Origin of the sequence: Phytopseudomonas argentinensis, from assembly GCF_900113905.1 — a bacterium.
Classification (GTDB): domain Bacteria; phylum Pseudomonadota; class Gammaproteobacteria; order Pseudomonadales; family Pseudomonadaceae; genus Aquipseudomonas; species Aquipseudomonas argentinensis.
Genome location: NZ_FORC01000001.1, coordinates 1,847,955 through 1,863,835, shown reverse-complemented (window position 1 = coordinate 1,863,835; position 15,881 = coordinate 1,847,955). Strand labels below are relative to the sequence as shown.

The following is a 15,881-nucleotide window of genomic DNA, read 5'->3' as shown; positions in this document are numbered from 1 at the left end:
TTCAATGAGCAACGAAGGACTCAGTGAGAACGAACAGCTCGATGTACCGGCACTCAGCCTGCCGGTAATCGACGAAGCGCCGGTGGAAACAGTCGTGGAAACATCCCCAGTCGAAACCGCAGCGACGTCCGTGGTGGTGCCCAGCCTGGATGACAGCAGCCTGTACATCCACCGCGAGCTGTCGCAGCTGCAGTTCAACATCCGCGTGCTGGAACAGGCGCTGGACGAGTCCTACCCATTGCTCGAACGCCTGAAGTTCCTGCTGATCTTCTCCAGCAACCTCGATGAGTTCTTCGAGATTCGTGTCGCCGGCCTGAAGAAGCAGATCAATTTCGCCCGCGAGCAGGCCGGCGCCGATGGCCTGCAGCCGCACCAGGCGCTGTCACGCATCGCCGAACTGGTCCACGAGCAGGTCGGCCGCCAGTACGCCATCCTCAACGATGTGCTGTTTCCGGCGCTGGCCAAGCACGGCATCAACTTCATTCGTCGCCGTTACTGGACGACCAAGCACAAGGCCTGGGTGCGGCGCTATTTCCGTGACGAGATCGCGCCGATCATCACCCCGATCGGCCTCGATCCGACGCACCCGTTCCCGCTGCTGGTCAACAAGAGCCTGAACTTCATCGTCGAACTGGAGGGTGTCGATGCCTTCGGTCGCGACTCCGGTCTGGCGGTAATTCCGGCGCCGCGCCTGCTGCCGCGCATCATCAAGGTGCCGGAAGAAGTCGGTGGCCCGGGCGCCAACTACGTATTCCTGTCGTCGATGATCCACGCCCATGCCGACGACCTGTTCCCCGGCATGAAGGTCAAGGGTTGCTACCAGTTCCGCCTGACCCGTAACGCCGACCTGTCGGTGGACACCGAGGACGTCGAAGACCTGGCCCGTGCCCTGCGTGGCGAGCTGTTCAGCCGTCGCTATGGTGATGCGGTACGCCTGGAGGTGGTCGACACCTGCCCGAAACACCTGACCGACCAGTTGCTCAAGCAGTTCGGCCTGTCGGAGCATGAGCTGTATCAGGTCAATGGTCCGGTCAACCTGACCCGGCTGTTCAGCATCACCGGTCTGGACAGCCACCCGGAACTGCAGCATGCACCCTTCACCCCGGTGATCCCCAAGCTGCTGCAGAACAGCGAGAACATCTTTAGTGTGGTCAGCAAGCAGGACATCCTGCTGCTGCACCCCTTCGAGTCGTTCACGCCCGTGGTGGATCTGCTGCGTCAGGCTGCCAAAGACCCCCACGTGTTGGCGATCAAGCAGACCCTGTATCGCTCGGGCGCCAACTCGGAGATCGTCGACGCCCTGGTCGAGGCGGCGCGCAACGGCAAGGAAGTCACCGCGGTGATCGAACTGCGCGCGCGCTTCGACGAGGAGTCCAATCTGGCGCTGGCCAGCCGCCTGCAGGCCGCCGGTGCAGTGGTGATCTACGGCGTGGTCGGCTTCAAGACCCACTCGAAGATGATGCTGATCCTGCGTCGCGAGAACGGCGAGATCCGTCGTTACGCGCACCTGGGCACCGGTAACTACCACGCCGGCAATGCGCGGCTGTACACCGACTACAGCCTGCTGACCGCCGACGTGGCCCTGGGCGAGGACGTCTCCAAGCTGTTCAGCCAGTTGATCGGCATGGGCAAGACCCTGCGCATGAAGAAGCTGCTGCATGCGCCCTTCACGTTGAAGAAGACCCTGCTCGACCTGATCGCCAAGGAAACCGCCAATGCTGCCGAAGGCAAGCCGGCGCACATCATTGCCAAGTTCAACTCGCTGACCGACGCCAAGATCATCCGCGCGTTGTACAAGGCCAGCCAGACCGGCGTGAAGATCGACCTGGTGGTGCGTGGCATGTGCTGCCTGCGTCCTGGTATCGCGGGGGTGTCGCACAATATCCAGGTGCGCTCGATCATCGGCCGCTTCCTCGAGCACACCCGGGTCTACTACTTCCTCAATGGCGGCGACGAGTTGATCTACCTGTCCAGCGCCGACTGGATGGAGCGCAACCTCGACAAGCGCGTGGAGACCTGCTTCCCGGTGGAGGGCAAGAAGCTCATCACCCGGGTCAAGAAGGAGCTGGAGGCCTACCTGACCGACAACACCCACGCCTGGGTGCTGCAGCCCGATGGCCGCTACGTGCGGCTGTCGCCCACCGGCAACCAGAACTCGCGCAGCGCCCAGGCCAGCCTGCTGGAGAAGCTCAGCGCCCCGGTGATCACCGCGCGCTGATCGGCTGGATCAGGAAAACGGGCCCGCGGGCCCGTTTTCATTTCAAAAGCAGGCGTCCTGCATCGCCAGGCAGGTATCGTCGCGGCGCGCCAGGATATCCAGCTCATGGTGGCAGCCTGGCGCTTCCCGGAGCAGGAAGTAGCGCGCGGCCTGCAACTTGCCCCCGTAGAAATCCGCGTCTGCCTGATTGCCGGCCAGGCGACCCTGCTCGGCGCGCACCGCCTGTTCCAGCCAGCGCCAGCCGAGCACCAGATGGCCGAATACCTTGAGGTACAGCGCAGAGTCCGCCAGCGCCTGGTTTACGCGGCCCTGTTGCAGATCGCCGAGCAGGCCGAGAGTAACCTCGGAAAGGCGCGCCAGCAGGGCCTGCAAGGGCTGGCGCAGGGCGTCCAGCTGGCTGAACGGCTCGGCGCGCTGGCAGGTGTCGTTGATTCGCTGGCGCAGCGCCTGTAACGCTGCGCCGCCGTGCTGGCCGACCTTGCGGCCCAGCAGGTCGAGGGACTGGATGCCTTGGGTGCCCTCGTGGATCGGGTTGAGGCGGTTGTCGCGGTAGTACTGCTCCACGGGGTGATCGCGGGTGTAGCCATGGCCGCCAAGGATCTGGATCGCCAGGGCATTGGCCTGCAGGCAATACTCGGACGGCCAGGACTTGGCGATCGGGGTAAGCAGGTCGAGCAACTGGCGCGCCTGCTCGCGCTGCCCGGCGTCTTCCAGGGTCTGGCTGTCGTCGACCAGGCGGGCGCAATACAGCACCAGGTCGAAGCCACCCTCCACGTAGGCTTTCTGGGTCAGTAGCATGCGCCGCACATCGGCGTGCTCGATGATCGCCACCTGGCCACCGGCCTGCTTGGCGTCGGGCAGGCGGCCCTGGGGGCGCTGGCGGGCGTAGTCGAGCGAATAGAGGTAGCCGGCATAGCCGAGCATTACCGCGCCCATGCCGACGCCGATGCGCGCTTCGTTCATCATCTGGAACATATAGGCGAGCCCGACGTGGGGTTCGCCGACCAGATAGCCCACGCAGTTGCCCTGATCACCGAAGTTCAGCGCCGTGGAAGTGGTGCCGCGCCAGCCCATCTTGTGGAACAGGCCCGCCAGGGTCACATCGTTGCGGGTGCCCAGGCTGCCGTCTGCTGCGACGATGAATTTCGGCACGATGAACAGCGAAATGCCCTTCACGCCGGCCGGTGCATCGGGCAGGCGGGCCAGCACCAGATGGACGATGTTTTCGCTGAGGTCGTGATCACCACCGGAGATGAAGATCTTGTTGCCCTTGAGACGATAACTGCCGTCGCCCGCGGGCTCGGCGCGGGTGCGGATATCGGCGAGCGAGGAGCCCGCATGGGGTTCGGTCAGGGCCATGGTGCCGAAGAAGCGACCGTCGATGAGTGGCTGCAGGAAAAGCCGCTTTTGTACCTCGTCGCCGAAGGTCTCGATCAGGTTGGCGGCGGCCATGCTCAGCAACGGGTAGGACGCCGTGGCGATGTTGGCGGCCTGAAAGTGCGCGAAACAGGCCTGGGACAGCAGGTTGGGCAACTGCATGCCGCCCATTTCGAAGCCTCGCGTGGCATTCAGGAAGCCGGCGTCGTTGAAGGCCTGCAACGCTGGTTTGACCTCGGTGATCAGCTTGGCGCCGCCGTCGACGTATTGCGGCTCGTGTTCGTCGTTCTTGCGGTTGTGCGGGGCGAACAGCTTCTCGGCGATACCGCGAGCGGTGCCCAGGGCGGCATCGAAGGTTTCCCGGTTGTGTTCGCTGAACCGTGGGCGCTGGACGAGTGCGTCGGCGTCGAGCACTTCATAGAGTTCGAACGCCAGGTTGCGGGCGCTGAGCAGGGTGTCGGACATGGCGGCTCTCCAATGGACTGACGCCAGTCTAAGGGGCGCCCCACGAGCCGCCAGCATCATCGAAACCGGTGATACCGGGGGAGAAGTCGAACGCCGCTTGCCGGGCGCTGCGCCGCCTGCCCAGGCCGGCTACAATTGGCCTCCTGCTCAGGAGCCGATGATGAATTACCGCCACGCCTTCCACGCCGGCAACCACGCCGATGTACTCAAACACCTGGTGCTGTGCCGCCTGTTCGCCCTGCTGGCGCGCAAGGAGGCCCCATACGCCTACCTCGACAGCCATGCCGGTGTCGGTTTGTACGACCTGAGTGGCGACCAGGCCAGCCGTACTGGCGAATGGCGCGAGGGCATCGGTCGGCTGTGGGAGGCCGCTGACGCCCCGGAGCCGCTGCTCGACTACCTCGAAGTGATTCGCGCGATGAACCCCGATGGCGTGCTGCGCCATTACCCGGGTTCGCCCGAGCTGGCGCGCCTGCAGACCCGCGAACAGGATCGCCTGCACCTGAATGAAAAACATCCGGACGATGGCCAACTGCTCAAGGAAAACATGACCGGCGACCGGCGGATCGCCGTGCACCTGGGTGAGGGCTGGCATGTGCCGCGGGCCTTGCTGCCCACCCGCGAGAAGCGCGCCGTACTGCTGATCGATCCGCCGTTCGAGAAGGCCGATGAACTGGAGCGCTGCGTCACCGCCCTCAACGAGGCGATCGGGCGCATGCGCCAGACCATCGTGGCGATCTGGTATCCGATCAAGGACGAGCGCCAGCTCAAGCGTTTCTACCGCGATATGCAAAAGAGCGCCGCGCCGAAGCTGCTGCGCGCCGAGCTGTTTGTGCACCCGGCGGACGAAGCAGGGCGCCTGAACGGTTCCGGGCTGCTGATCAGCAATCCGCCATGGGGCCTGGAAGAGCAGCTGCGCGAGCTGCTGCCGTGGCTGTCCGAGCGCCTGGCGCAAAGCCAGGGCAGTTGGCGGCTGGATTGGCTGATCGCGGAACAGGGCGGGGCTTGAGGCCGGGGGCGCTGCGAGCCTGCCTGTCTGATCGTTCAGCGCTCGCGTTCGCCGGCGGCCATTACCGCGGCCACGAAACTGGCGGGGTTCTCGACCATCATCAGATGGCCACCGGGTAGATGGGTAATGCTGGCGGCCAGTTCCCGTGCCCAGTCCGGTATGTGCCAATCGTCCTTCGAGCGCTGCCCGGCGATCAGGTGGATGGGGATCGGGCCGTCGAATAACTTCCTGACGCTGGCGAGATAGCTAGAGCGCGCGGTTTCCTCGACCACCGACCGCGCGGTCGCCTGGATGGTCGAGGCCGGCTGATGGCCCAGCAGGCGCAGCGCGGTGTCACGGCGGCTCGCCGAGGGTTCGATGGCTATCTTGGCCAGCCAGCCTTCCGGGTTCTGCATGAACCCGGTGAGCATCACCTCGACCTGGGTGCGCTCCATTTTCGCCAGGCTGATGGACCAGAAGGCGTCGGCCAGCGAGAAGTTGCCTTCGACGTTGCAGAGCGAGACGACCCTCTGCGGGTAGGCGTTGGCGAACAGCATGGCGATGGCGCCTCCCACCGAGTGGCCAACCAGCTTTACTCGGTCGATGTTCCGTTTATCGAGCCAACGCGCCAGGTGAGCCACCTGGTTGGGCAGCGTGATCGAGGCCGGGTCCGCTTCTTGCCATTTTCCGTAGCCGAGCAGGTCTGGTGCGTAGGCCTGGGCGCCCTGGATCGCGAACAGCGGCGGGAGAGAGCCCAGGTGGCCGATCAGGCCGTGGATCAGCAGGTAGGGAGCGGGCATCCGATTGCATCCTTGCAGTGGGGGATCGGGCCGCTAGCGGCGTCTCGGGTCTACGAAATAGGTCAGTTGCTGGCGCGGGTTGAGGTACTCCAGCGCTTCAGGCGGCAGCTGCGACGGGCGGACGCTGCCTGCGATGGCCAGTTTCGGCTCGGCCTCGAGGTCGACGATCAGCGCTTCCTCCTTGGGCACCTTTGGATCGTAGACGATCAGGGTAGGTTTCAAGGGCAGCGTCGGGTGCATGCCCAGCACCAGCGCGTAGCGCTCGTCCTCGAGCTGCACCAGGCTGCCGGGCGGGTACACGCCCATGCAGCGAATGAACGCCTTGAGCGCGACATCGTCGAAGCGCACCCGGTACTGCGGCAGGAACATGCGTGCCAGTGCCTCGTGGGGGCTTAGGGCCAGCCGCGGTTCGAGTGGGTTGCACAGGTTGTCGAAGTGATTGGCGATGCACACGATGCGGCTCAGGCGGCCGATCGAGGCCTCGCGCAGTTGTTGTGGATAACCGCTGCCATCACAGTGTTCGTGGTGCTCGTGGATGATGCGCAGTACGTCGTCGTCGAGCATCAGCTTCTCGCCCATGCGCTTTCCGTACAGCGTGTGCATTTCCAGCAGCTGCTGCTCGGCACGGGTCAGTGGTGGTGGCTTGAGCAGTACCTTGCTGGGCACCTCCAGCTTGCCGATGTCATGCAGCAGGGCGCCCATGCCCAGCATATGACTGGCCTCGGCATCCAGGCCCAGCTGACGGCCGAGCATCATCGACAGCACGGTGACGTTGAGCGAGTGCAGGTAGGCGTCCTCGGCGGCCTTGCCATTGATGCTGTGCAGCGCGACGCCATCTTCGCCGAGCATGGTGGTGACCAGTTCGTTGACCAGCGCACCGGCCTGCTTGACCGACTCTTCCGGCTGGTTGCGCAGGCTCTGGTTGAGCGTCTTGACCCGCTGGCTGGCCTGGACGAAGGCGCGATCGACCTCCGACAGCCTTTTTCGCAGCACGCTGAGCTGCTTGACGCGGGTTTGCCGCGCCTGTTCCTGGGGATCGGGCGGCGGGGGCGGGGGCGGTGGTTGCACAGGGCTGGCTTCAAGCGCCAAGGGAGCGCAGTCGCTACGCGACGGGTCGTAGCGCAGGCGCTTGAGGCCCAGGGCGCGCAGCTGCTTGAGCTGGCCCTCGTCCTTTATCTTGAAGTTGCTGAAAGCGAACGAGTGTTCCCACCAACTCAGATCGAGCTGGACGTATAGCCCAACGCAGAGTTGGTCGGACGAAATGTAAGGCAGGTTGGCGGGCATACCGTGCTCATCGGTTGCTGGCTAATGGCCCGCAGTTTAGTCCGGCTGCAGAAATGATGGCAGCAGTTCTTCAGGCCATCACGTCGACGCTATTGCCAAGGTGTGGCGGATTGGCGGGGGCGCTGATTGGTGCCGCGGCCTGCACCAGGCCGCTGATACTGGCGGCCTGCAGCTCTAGCGTCTTGCGCAGTAGCAGGAGCGACATCTGCACGGAGATCTGTGCCGATGCCTGACTCGATACCTGACTGGAAATGCTGCTCAGCTCCACGACCGCTTACCCTCGCTCAGGACTCAGGAGGTAGACATACACCTGTACCACCCAGGCCGCAATAGCCCTCGGGGTTCTTGGCCAGATACTGCTGGTGGTAGGCCTCAGCATAGTAGAAGATCGGCGCAGGGGCGATCTCGGTGGTGATCTCGCCCAGACCGGCCTTGCGCAACTCGGCCTGGAACTGCTCCTGGCTGCGACGGGCGGCGGCGAGCTGCTGGTCATCGCTGCAGTAAATGGCCGAGCGGTACTGGCTGCCGATGTCGTTGCCCTGGCGCATACCCTGGGTCGGGTTGTGCACTTCCCAGAAAACCTTGAGCAGCTCTTCGTAGTTGGTCAGCTTGGGGTCGAACACCACCAGCACCACTTCGGCGTGACCGGTCAGGCCGGAGCAGGTTTCCTCGTAGGTCGGGTTCGGTGTATGGCCGCCGGCGTAACCCACTGCCGTGGTCCAGACGCCGGGCTGCTGCCAGAAACGCCGCTCGGCGCCCCAGAAGCAGCCAAGGCCGAACAGGGCGGTCTGCAGGCCGGCGGGGAAGGGGCCCTGCAGCGGGTTGCCGTTGACGAAGTGCGCGTCAGGCACCGAAATCGGCGTTTCGCGACCCGGCAGCGCCTGCTCGGCGCTGGGCAGTTCGAGTTTGTGGGCGAGAATTTCCGAACGTAGGGCCATACTGACTGTTCTCCGAATCGTTGTTCTGGGGTAGACCGCGGTAGCTGACGGAGGTTGATTACCGTCCGGCGGCGGGGCGTCGCGAGTAACGCTTGAGACTTTCTACCAGATCGCGGCCGGCTATGGGGCGATCAAACAGATAGCCCTGCCCGATATCGCAGTGCTGGCGGCGCAGGAAGGCCAGTTGCGCCGGGGTCTCGATGCCTTCGGCGACGACCTTGAGCTTGAGGTTGTGGGCCATGGCGATCACCGCCGAAGTGATTTCCCGGTCGTCCTCGTTCTCGGGAATGTCCTTGATGAAGCTGCGATCGATCTTGATCACGTCGATCGGGAATTTCTTCAGGTAGCTGAGCGATGAGTAACCGGTGCCGAAGTCGTCCATGGCCAGGGTCAGGCCCAGTTGCTTGAGGGCGTTGAGCTGGCTGCGCGTGCCGTCGGTGGCCTCCAGCAACAGCCCTTCGGTCAGCTCCAGTTCGAGCAGGTTCGGCGGCAGCTGTTCTTCTTCGAGGATGGCGGCGATCGAGCCGACCAGATCCGGGTCGCTGAACTGCTTGGGCGACAGGTTGATGGCCACCTGCAGATTGCCCAGGCCGACGGCGGTGAGCTGCTTGCTCATGCGGCAGGCCTGGCGCACCACCCATTTGCCGATGGGGATGATCAGCCCGGTTTCCTCGGCCACGCTGATGAACTGATCCGGGCGGATCATGCCTTTTTCCGGGTGCTGCCAGCGCAGCAGTGCTTCCATGCCCAGTAATTGCCCGCTTTTCAGGCACAGCTTGGGCTGGTAGAACACCTCCAGCTCGTTCTGGGTCAGGGCGCGGCGCAGGTTGTTCTCGACGAACAGCTTGTAGTTGGCCTCTTCGTTCAGCGCATCGGTGAACACCTGCATCTGGTGTTTGCCGTTGGCCTTGGCCTTGTGCAGAGCCAGGCCGGCGTGTTTCATCAGGGTCTGCGGATCGGCGCCGTGCTCGGGTGAGCAGGCCAGGCCCACGGAGCCACTGATGATGATCAGCTGATTGTCGACGAACAGGGGCTTGTCGAGGGTTTCCAGCACCTGCTGGGCAATCGCCTGGCCGCGCTGGCTCTCGCAATTGTCGAGCAGGATGGCGAATTCGTTGCTGGCGAAGCGTGCCAGGGTGCCCTCGCCGCTGAAACTGTTGCGCAGGCGCTTGGCCAGGCTGACCAGCAGCTTGTCGCCGGTCTGGTGGCCGAGGGTGTCATTGATGCGCTTGAAGTTGTCGATATCCACCAGCAACAGGCTGATCGCTGCCGTGCCGGTGCTGAACCGCTTCTCCAGCGCGCGGATGAATGCATAGCGGTTGCCCAGGCCGGTAAGGTTGTCACTGTAGGCCAGGCGTTCGATGCGCTGCTGGGATTGCTTGGTTTCGGTGATGTCTTCGTAGATGCCGATGTAGTGCGTCAGGGTGCCGTCGTCGGCATGCACCTTGGAGATCGAGAACTGGCTCCAGTAGGGCTCCAGGTTCTTGCGGCGGCTCTTGAACTCGCCTTGCCAGCTGTTGTGTTCGGCTAGCCCGGAAGCACTGTCGAACAGCAGTTCACTGAGGTTTTCCAGGGCCGGCAGCTCGGCAAGCTGGCGGCCCTGCACCTCGTCGGCGCTGTACTGGGTGATGGCGGTAAAGCTGGGGTTGACGTACTCGACCATGCCGTCACGGTTGAGCAGGATGAAGGCACTGGCGCTCTGCTCGACGGCGCGCTGGAACAGATACAGCGCGCTGGTCGCGTTGCGGCGCTCCTGGTTGCTCAGCACGTTGGCGTACTGATCGGCCAATTCGCCGGCAAAGGCCACTTCGTCCGCCTGCCAGGCGCGGGGGCCGCCGGTATGTTCCAGGCAGAGCACGGCGACCAGCTCGCCACCGACGCGAATGCTGGCATCGAGGATGGCGGTCACCGCCTTGGGGCGCAGGTAATCATCCAGCAGCTCGCGGGTTCGCGAGTCGTTCTCGGCATCGTGCGCGTCGAGGGCACGACTTTCCTTGAGCGCGCGCAGGTAGTTCGGGTAGCGACGACCATCAATGGGCGGCGGCATTTCGTGGCGGCCCTGATCCAGCAGGTACAGGGCCACGGGCTCCAGGGTATCGCCGTTGATGTGCCAGATACCGGCACGGGCGATGCCGTAGATTTCGCAGGCGCTGCGGGTGATCAGTTCAGCCGCTTCGCTGCGTGGATCGTTGCCATGGTAGCGCTGGCTGGCCAGCCGCACGATCAGCTGCTGCTGGGCGAGGGCGCGCATCTGCTGCTGCTGCAACTCGGCCTGGCTACGCTGCAAGTGCTCCAGCGTCTCCTGCGGACCTGGCCCTGCCGGGATGTCTGGTGCGTCGTCACTGGTGACCAGCAGGTAGCCGCGCAGCAGGGCGCGGCCACGCTGCTTGAAGGGCTCGCCGAGTTCCATCAGCTGCAGGGGGCCCTCGGGGGTGTGCAGCGTATAACGCACCAGATAGCGTGAGTACTGCGCGAGTTGCTCTTGGATCGAGTCGTGCAGCCGGTAACGCGCTTCTGGCTCCATCAGGCTTGCGTAGGGCGTTTCCACCAGGTTGCAGAGGTCGCTGGCGGGGATGCCGAACTGCTTTTCGCAGCTCGCGTCGATGAACAGCAATAGCCAGTTCGCCTCATTCATCCGCTCGAAACGCATCATACCGAGCCGCGAAGGCACAGGCAGTTGCGTCACGACCTCGGCCAAGGCACGGCCTGCGGTATCGGGATGGCTTTTCATCGAATGGCTTTATCCATCGGCTGGCGCAGGATGACTGCCCGGCCACATCACTATAACGCTAACAAGGAAGTTTTCGTTTGCTCCAGCCACCACGCGGCAGTAGTGGAGCCTAGGTTGCACCATGGGGTGGCGGCTGACAAGAAGTCTAATGGCATTGTGATTTCTTTATTTTAACCAATTGATTTGAAACAGATATTGCATTGGTAAAAAGCCTGCCATATGGCGCGTTGCGTCACTATCCAAGGGTAAAAAAAACCCCGCCGGTTCGGGCGGGGTCGAGGATACGAGCGTGGCGCTCGAAACCCGTGGCTTACAGCAGCATGGTGCGAATGTCGGTCAGTACATCACCCAGGCGCTTGGTGAAGCGTGCAGCAGCCGCACCGTTGATCACGCGGTGATCGTAGGACAGCGACAGCGGCAGCATCAGCTTGGGCTGGAAGGCCTTGCCATCCCAGACCGGCTGGATGGTCGCCTTGCTGACGCCGAGGATCGCCACTTCCGGCGCGTTGACGATCGGCGTGAAGCCAGTGCCGCCAATATGGCCGAGGCTGGAGATGGTGAAGCAGGCGCCCTGCATGTCGTCGGCCGAGAGCTTCTTGTTACGGGCTTTGTCGGCCAGGGCAGCGGCCTCCGCGGCCAGCTGCAGCAGGCTCTTTTGATCGACGTTCTTGATTACTGGTACCAGCAGGCCGTCCGGGGTATCGACGGCGAAACCGATGTGCACGTACTTCTTGCGAATCACCGCCTTGCCACTTGGCGCCAGCGAGCTGTTGAAGTCCGGCAGTTCCTTGAGCAGGTAGGCGCAGGCCTTGAGCAGCAGGGGCAGCACAGTCAGCTTGACGCCGGCTTTCTCGGCGACGGCCTTCTGGGCGACGCGGAAGGCTTCCAGCTCGGTGATGTCGGCCGAGTCGAACTGGGTCACGTGCGGCACGTTCAGCCAACTGCGGTGCAGGTTGGCCGCGCCGACCTGCATCAGGCGAGTCATCGGTACTTCTTCGACTTCACCGAACTTGCTGAAGTCGACGGCCGGGATCGGCGGAATGCCGGCACCGCCGGTGGCACCGGCAGCTGCGGCGGCAGGCGCCGACTTGGCTTTCTGCAGCTCGGCCTTGACGTAAACCTGCACGTCTTCCTTGAGAATGCGACCTTTCGGGCCGCTGCCCGGCACGGCGCTCAGCTCGACACCGAACTCACGGGCCAGTTGGCGTACCGCCGGGCCAGCATGAACCTTGCTGCCAGCGCGGCTTGGCGCAGCAGCCGGAGCGGCCTGCGGTGCGGCTTTGGCAGGTGCGCTGCCCTGAACGTTGGCCGGCTTGGCCTGCTCTGGGGTAGCGGCGGGTGCCTGGGTAGGCGCAGCTGGTTTGGCGGCAGCCTTGCCCTGCACCTTGAGAGTGAGGATCAGGTCGCCGGTCTTGGCTTCGTCACCGACCTTGATGGCGATGCTTTCGATCACACCGGCTTTGGGCGCCGGGATTTCCATGCTGGCCTTGGCCGATTCCAGGGTGATCAGGGATTGCTCGGCTTCTACGCTGTCGCCCACCTTGACCAGCATCTCGATGACGCTGGCAGCGTCGGCGCCGATATCCGGGATGCGCACTTCTTCAGTGCTTTCACCGGCCGGCTCTTCGGCTTCGGCTTCGGCTGGCGCCGCTGCCTCAGCCTGGGGCGCAGCGGCGGCAGCAGGGGCTGGCGCGCTGGCGGCCTGCCCCTGGGCGCCGCCGGCACCCTTGAGCACCAGGATCAGGTCGCCGGTGCCGACTTCGTCACCGACCTTGACCGATACGCTCTCCACCACGCCGGCGGCCGGCGACGGGATTTCCATGCTGGCCTTGTCGGACTCGAGGGTGATCAGCGACTGATCGACCTCGATGGTGTCGCCCGGCTTGACCGCCACTTCGATAATGCTCGCCTTGGCGCTGGAGCCGATGTCCGGCACCTTGACTTCCTGGGGCTCGGCGCTGCCAGCCGACTGAGCCTGGGGCTCTGCGGCCGGCTGCTCGGCAGCAGCAGGTGCTGCCTGCTCGGGCGCCTGCTTCTGCTCGGCAGGGGCGGCTTCTGCGTCGCCTTCCACGTCCAGCTCGAGCAACTCGTCACCTTCTTTCAGGGTGTCGCCGAGCTTGACCTTCAGGCTCTTGACCACGCCGGCCTTGGGGGCCGGGATTTCCATGCTGGCCTTGTCCGACTCGAGGGTCAGCAGGCTCTGGTCGGCTTCGATGCGGTCGCCGACCTTGACGAACAGCTCGATGATTTCACCCTCACCGCCGCCGATGTCGGGTACGCGAATCAATTCACTCACAATGCGTCTCCTCAGCAGTCCAGTGGGTTGCGTTTTTCAGGGTCGATACCGAACTTGACGATGGCCTCGGCCACCACCTTGCGTTCGATTTCGCCGCGATCGGCCAGCGCTTCGAGCGCAGCCAGAACAACCCAGCGACGGTCCACTTCGAAGAAGTCGCGCAGCTTGCGACGGCTGTCGCTGCGGCCGTAACCATCGGTACCCAGAACCTTGTATTCCTTGACCGGTACCCACTGACGAATCTGTTCGGCGAACAGCTTCATGTAGTCGGTGCTGGCCACCACCGGCCCTTTACGGCCGCTCAGGCACTGCTCGACGTAGCTCTGCTTGGGCTCGTCGCCCGGGTGCAGACGGTTGCTGCGCTCCACGGCCAGGCCGTTGCGACGCAGTTCGTTGAAGCTGGTCACGCTCCACACATCGGCACCGATGTTGTAGTCGTTGCGCAGGATCTTCGCCGCTTCGCGAACTTCGTTGAGGATGGTGCCGCAGCCCATGAGTTGGACGTGGTGGGCGGCTTCCTTCTTGTCCTCTTCGAGCAGGTACATGCCCTTGATGATGCCGTCTTCGACACCTTCGGGCATGGCCGGCTGCTGGTAGTTCTCGTTCATTACGGTGATGTAGTAATAAACGTTTTCCTGCAGGGTCATCATCCGGTGCGTGCCTTCGCGCATGATCACCGCCAGCTCGTAGGCGTAGGTGGGGTCATAGCTGCGCACGTTGGGGATGGTGCTGGCGAGGATGTGGCTGTGGCCGTCCTCGTGCTGCAGGCCTTCGCCGTTCAGCGTGGTACGGCCCGAGGTGCCGCCCAGCAGGAAGCCGCGGGTCTGGCCGTCGCCGGCAGCCCAGGCCAGGTCACCGATACGCTGGAAGCCGAACATCGAGTAGAAGATGTAGACCGGCAGCATCGGCGTGTTGTAGTTGCTGTAGGCGGTACCGGCGGCGATGAACGAGGAGAACGCCCCGGCCTCGTTGAGGCCTTCCTGGAGGATCTGGCCGTCCTTCTCTTCGCGGTAGTACATCACCTGATCGCGGTCGACCGGCTCGTACAGCTGCCCCACCGGGGAGTAGATACCCAGCTGGCGGAACATGCCTTCCATACCGAAGGTACGCGCCTCGTCAGCGAGAATCGGCACGATGCGCTTGCCCAGCTCCTTGTCCTTGACCATGGAGGCGAGGATGCGACCAAAGGCCATGGTGGTGGAAATTTCCCGGTCGCCCGAGCCATCGAGCACGGCCTTGAGGGTTTCCAGCGGCGGCGTCGGAATGCTGATGGAGCCGCGGTTACGCTGCGGCAGGTGACCACCGAGCTTCTCGCGGCACTTGCGCAGGTACTTCATCTCTGCGCTGTCTTCGGCCGGGCGATAGAACGGCAGTTCTTCCAGCTGCGAATCGTTGAGCGGAATGTCGAAGCGATCGCGGAATTTCTTCAGCGACTCGATATCGACCTTCTTGGTGTTGTGCGCGGTGTTCTTGGCTTCGCCGGCGCCGGTGCCATAACCCTTGATGGTCTTGGCCAGGATGACGGTCGGCTGGCCTTTGTGGTTGACCGCCTGGTGGTAAGCCGCGTAGACCTTGTACGGGTCGTGACCGCCACGGTTGAGCTTCCAGATCTCGTCGTCTGAGAGCTTCTCGACGCGCTTGAGCAGTTCCGGATCGTGGCCGAAGAAATGCTTGCGCACGTAGGCGCCGTCCTTGGCCTTGTAGTTCTGGTATTCGCCGTCGATCGCCTGGTCCATGCGGCGCTGCATGCGGCCGTCTTCGTCCTGGGCGAACAGCGGGTCCCACATACGGCCCCAGATGACCTTGTTGACGTTCCAGTTGGCGCCGCGGAACACGCCTTCGAGTTCCTGGATGATCTTGCTGTTGCCGCGAACCGGGCCGTCGAGGCGCTGCAGGTTGCAGTTGATGACGAAGATCAGGTTGTCGAGGTTCTCGCGGCCGGCCAGGGAGATGGCGCCCAGGGTTTCCGGCTCGTCAGTCTCGCCGTCACCGATGAAGCACCAGACCTTCTGCTTGCCGGCCGGGATGAAACCGCGGTTTTCCAGGTACTTCATGAAGCGTGCCTGGTAGATCGCGGTGATCGGGCCCAGGCCCATGGATACGGTCGGGAACTGCCAGAAGTCCGGCATCAGGTGCGGGTGCGGGTACGACGACAGGCCGCCACCGTCCACTTCCTGACGGAACTTGAGCATCTGCTCTTCGCTCAGGCGGCCTTCCAGGAAGGCGCGGGCGTAGATGCCGGGAGAGGCGTGGCCCTGGTAGTAGATCAGGTCGCCGCCATGTTCTTCGGTCGGTGCCTGGAAGAAGTAGTTGAAGCCGATGTCGTAAAGGGTCGCGCTGGAGGCGAAGGTGGAGATGTGACCACCCAGGTCCGGGTCCTGCATGTTGGCGCGCATGACCATGGCCAGGGCGTTCCAGCGAACGATCGAGCGGATGCGACGTTCCATGAACAGGTCGCCCGGCATACGCGCTTCACGGGTGACCGGAATGGTATTGCGATAGGGCGTGGTGATCGAATAGGGCAACTGCGTGCCGCTGCGAGTGGCCAACTCACCCAGGCGCGTCATCAGATAGTGGGCACGGTCTTCGCCTTCCTTGTCGAGGACGGATTCCAGTGCGTCCAGCCATTCCTGGGTTTCGATTGGATCGAGGTCTTGCATGGCTTGCTCCAGAGCGGAAAGGCTTCCAGAATCGGAAACCAGATGCGTGGCCGGCTTTTTGAGCGGGCACATTAATTCTTGGATGTACCGGTTGGGTAGATCCGGCTTCCTGTAGTTTTACTAC

General features: G+C 63.6%; 10 protein-coding genes. 2 read left to right on the top strand and 8 right to left on the bottom strand.

Going from position 1 to position 15,881, the window contains the following annotated elements; all coding sequences use genetic code 11:
• The first annotated feature begins 4 nt into the window (after positions 1-4).
• On the top strand, positions 5-2,218 hold the full coding sequence (gene ppk1, locus BM154_RS08410) for a polyphosphate kinase 1 (RefSeq protein WP_074882228.1): 2,214 nt from the start codon (positions 5-7) through the stop codon (positions 2,216-2,218).
• 42 nt (positions 2,219-2,260) lie between these two features.
• On the opposite strand, the gene BM154_RS08405 is transcribed toward ppk1, so the two are convergent.
• On the bottom strand, positions 2,261-4,060 hold the full coding sequence (locus BM154_RS08405; RefSeq protein WP_074882226.1) for an acyl-CoA dehydrogenase: 1,800 nt from the start codon (positions 4,058-4,060) through the stop codon (positions 2,261-2,263).
• A 160-nt stretch (positions 4,061-4,220) separates the two neighbouring features.
• Between BM154_RS08405 and BM154_RS08400 the strand changes: the two genes are divergently transcribed.
• Positions 4,221-5,069, top strand: coding sequence for a 23S rRNA (adenine(2030)-N(6))-methyltransferase RlmJ (locus BM154_RS08400; protein ID WP_074882224.1), 849 nt, complete (start codon positions 4,221-4,223; stop codon positions 5,067-5,069).
• Between the two features lie 35 nt (positions 5,070-5,104).
• Here BM154_RS08400 and BM154_RS08395 read toward each other — a convergent pair whose 3' ends face one another.
• The 7 genes from BM154_RS08395 to aceE form a co-directional block, all read right to left on the bottom strand.
• A complete protein-coding gene (locus tag BM154_RS08395; protein WP_074882222.1) occupies positions 5,105-5,848 on the bottom strand; it encodes an alpha/beta fold hydrolase in 744 nt (247 codons plus the stop codon).
• A 33-nt stretch (positions 5,849-5,881) separates the two neighbouring features.
• Positions 5,882-7,132: a cyclic di-GMP phosphodiesterase gene (locus BM154_RS08390; RefSeq protein WP_074882220.1), complete on the bottom strand. Its 1,251-nt coding sequence runs from the start codon at positions 7,130-7,132 to the stop codon at positions 5,882-5,884.
• Positions 7,133-7,202: 70 nt separating this feature from the next.
• On the bottom strand, positions 7,203-7,400 hold the full coding sequence (locus BM154_RS08385) for a putative motility protein (protein WP_074882218.1): 198 nt from the start codon (positions 7,398-7,400) through the stop codon (positions 7,203-7,205).
• Between the two features lie 16 nt (positions 7,401-7,416).
• A complete protein-coding gene (gene msrA / locus BM154_RS08380) occupies positions 7,417-8,070 on the bottom strand; it encodes a peptide-methionine (S)-S-oxide reductase MsrA (RefSeq protein WP_074882216.1) in 654 nt (217 codons plus the stop codon).
• Between the two features lie 58 nt (positions 8,071-8,128).
• Entirely contained in the window at positions 8,129-10,801 is a 2,673-nt protein-coding gene (locus tag BM154_RS08375) for a sensor domain-containing phosphodiesterase (protein WP_074882214.1), read from the bottom strand.
• Positions 10,802-11,111: 310 nt separating this feature from the next.
• Positions 11,112-13,097 (bottom strand): dihydrolipoyllysine-residue acetyltransferase, encoded by a 1,986-nt coding sequence (gene aceF / locus BM154_RS08370; protein ID WP_074882212.1) that lies wholly within the window; start codon positions 13,095-13,097, stop codon positions 11,112-11,114.
• 11 nt (positions 13,098-13,108) lie between these two features.
• Positions 13,109-15,757: a pyruvate dehydrogenase (acetyl-transferring), homodimeric type gene (gene aceE / locus BM154_RS08365; protein ID WP_074882210.1), complete on the bottom strand. Its 2,649-nt coding sequence runs from the start codon at positions 15,755-15,757 to the stop codon at positions 13,109-13,111.
• Positions 15,758-15,881 lie beyond the last annotated feature (124 nt).

Bases quoted from the DNA above. Each gene is read 5' to 3' on its own strand.
- BM154_RS08375 (WP_074882214.1), bottom strand. From the start codon at position 10,801: ATGAAAAGCCATCCCGATACCGCAGGCCGTGCCTTGGCCGAGGTCGTG.
- BM154_RS08405 (WP_074882226.1), bottom strand. From the start codon at position 4,060: ATGTCCGACACCCTGCTCAGCGCCCGCAACCTGGCGTTCGAACTCTAT.
- BM154_RS08395 (WP_074882222.1), bottom strand. From the start codon at position 5,848: ATGCCCGCTCCCTACCTGCTGATCCACGGCCTGATCGGCCACCTGGGC.
- BM154_RS08400 (WP_074882224.1), top strand. From the start codon at position 4,221: ATGAATTACCGCCACGCCTTCCACGCCGGCAACCACGCCGATGTACTC.
- BM154_RS08390 (WP_074882220.1), bottom strand. From the start codon at position 7,132: ATGCCCGCCAACCTGCCTTACATTTCGTCCGACCAACTCTGCGTTGGG.
- ppk1 (WP_074882228.1), top strand. From the start codon at position 5: ATGAGCAACGAAGGACTCAGTGAGAACGAACAGCTCGATGTACCGGCA.
- msrA (WP_074882216.1), bottom strand. From the start codon at position 8,070: ATGGCCCTACGTTCGGAAATTCTCGCCCACAAACTCGAACTGCCCAGC.
- aceE (WP_074882210.1), bottom strand. From the start codon at position 15,757: ATGCAAGACCTCGATCCAATCGAAACCCAGGAATGGCTGGACGCACTG.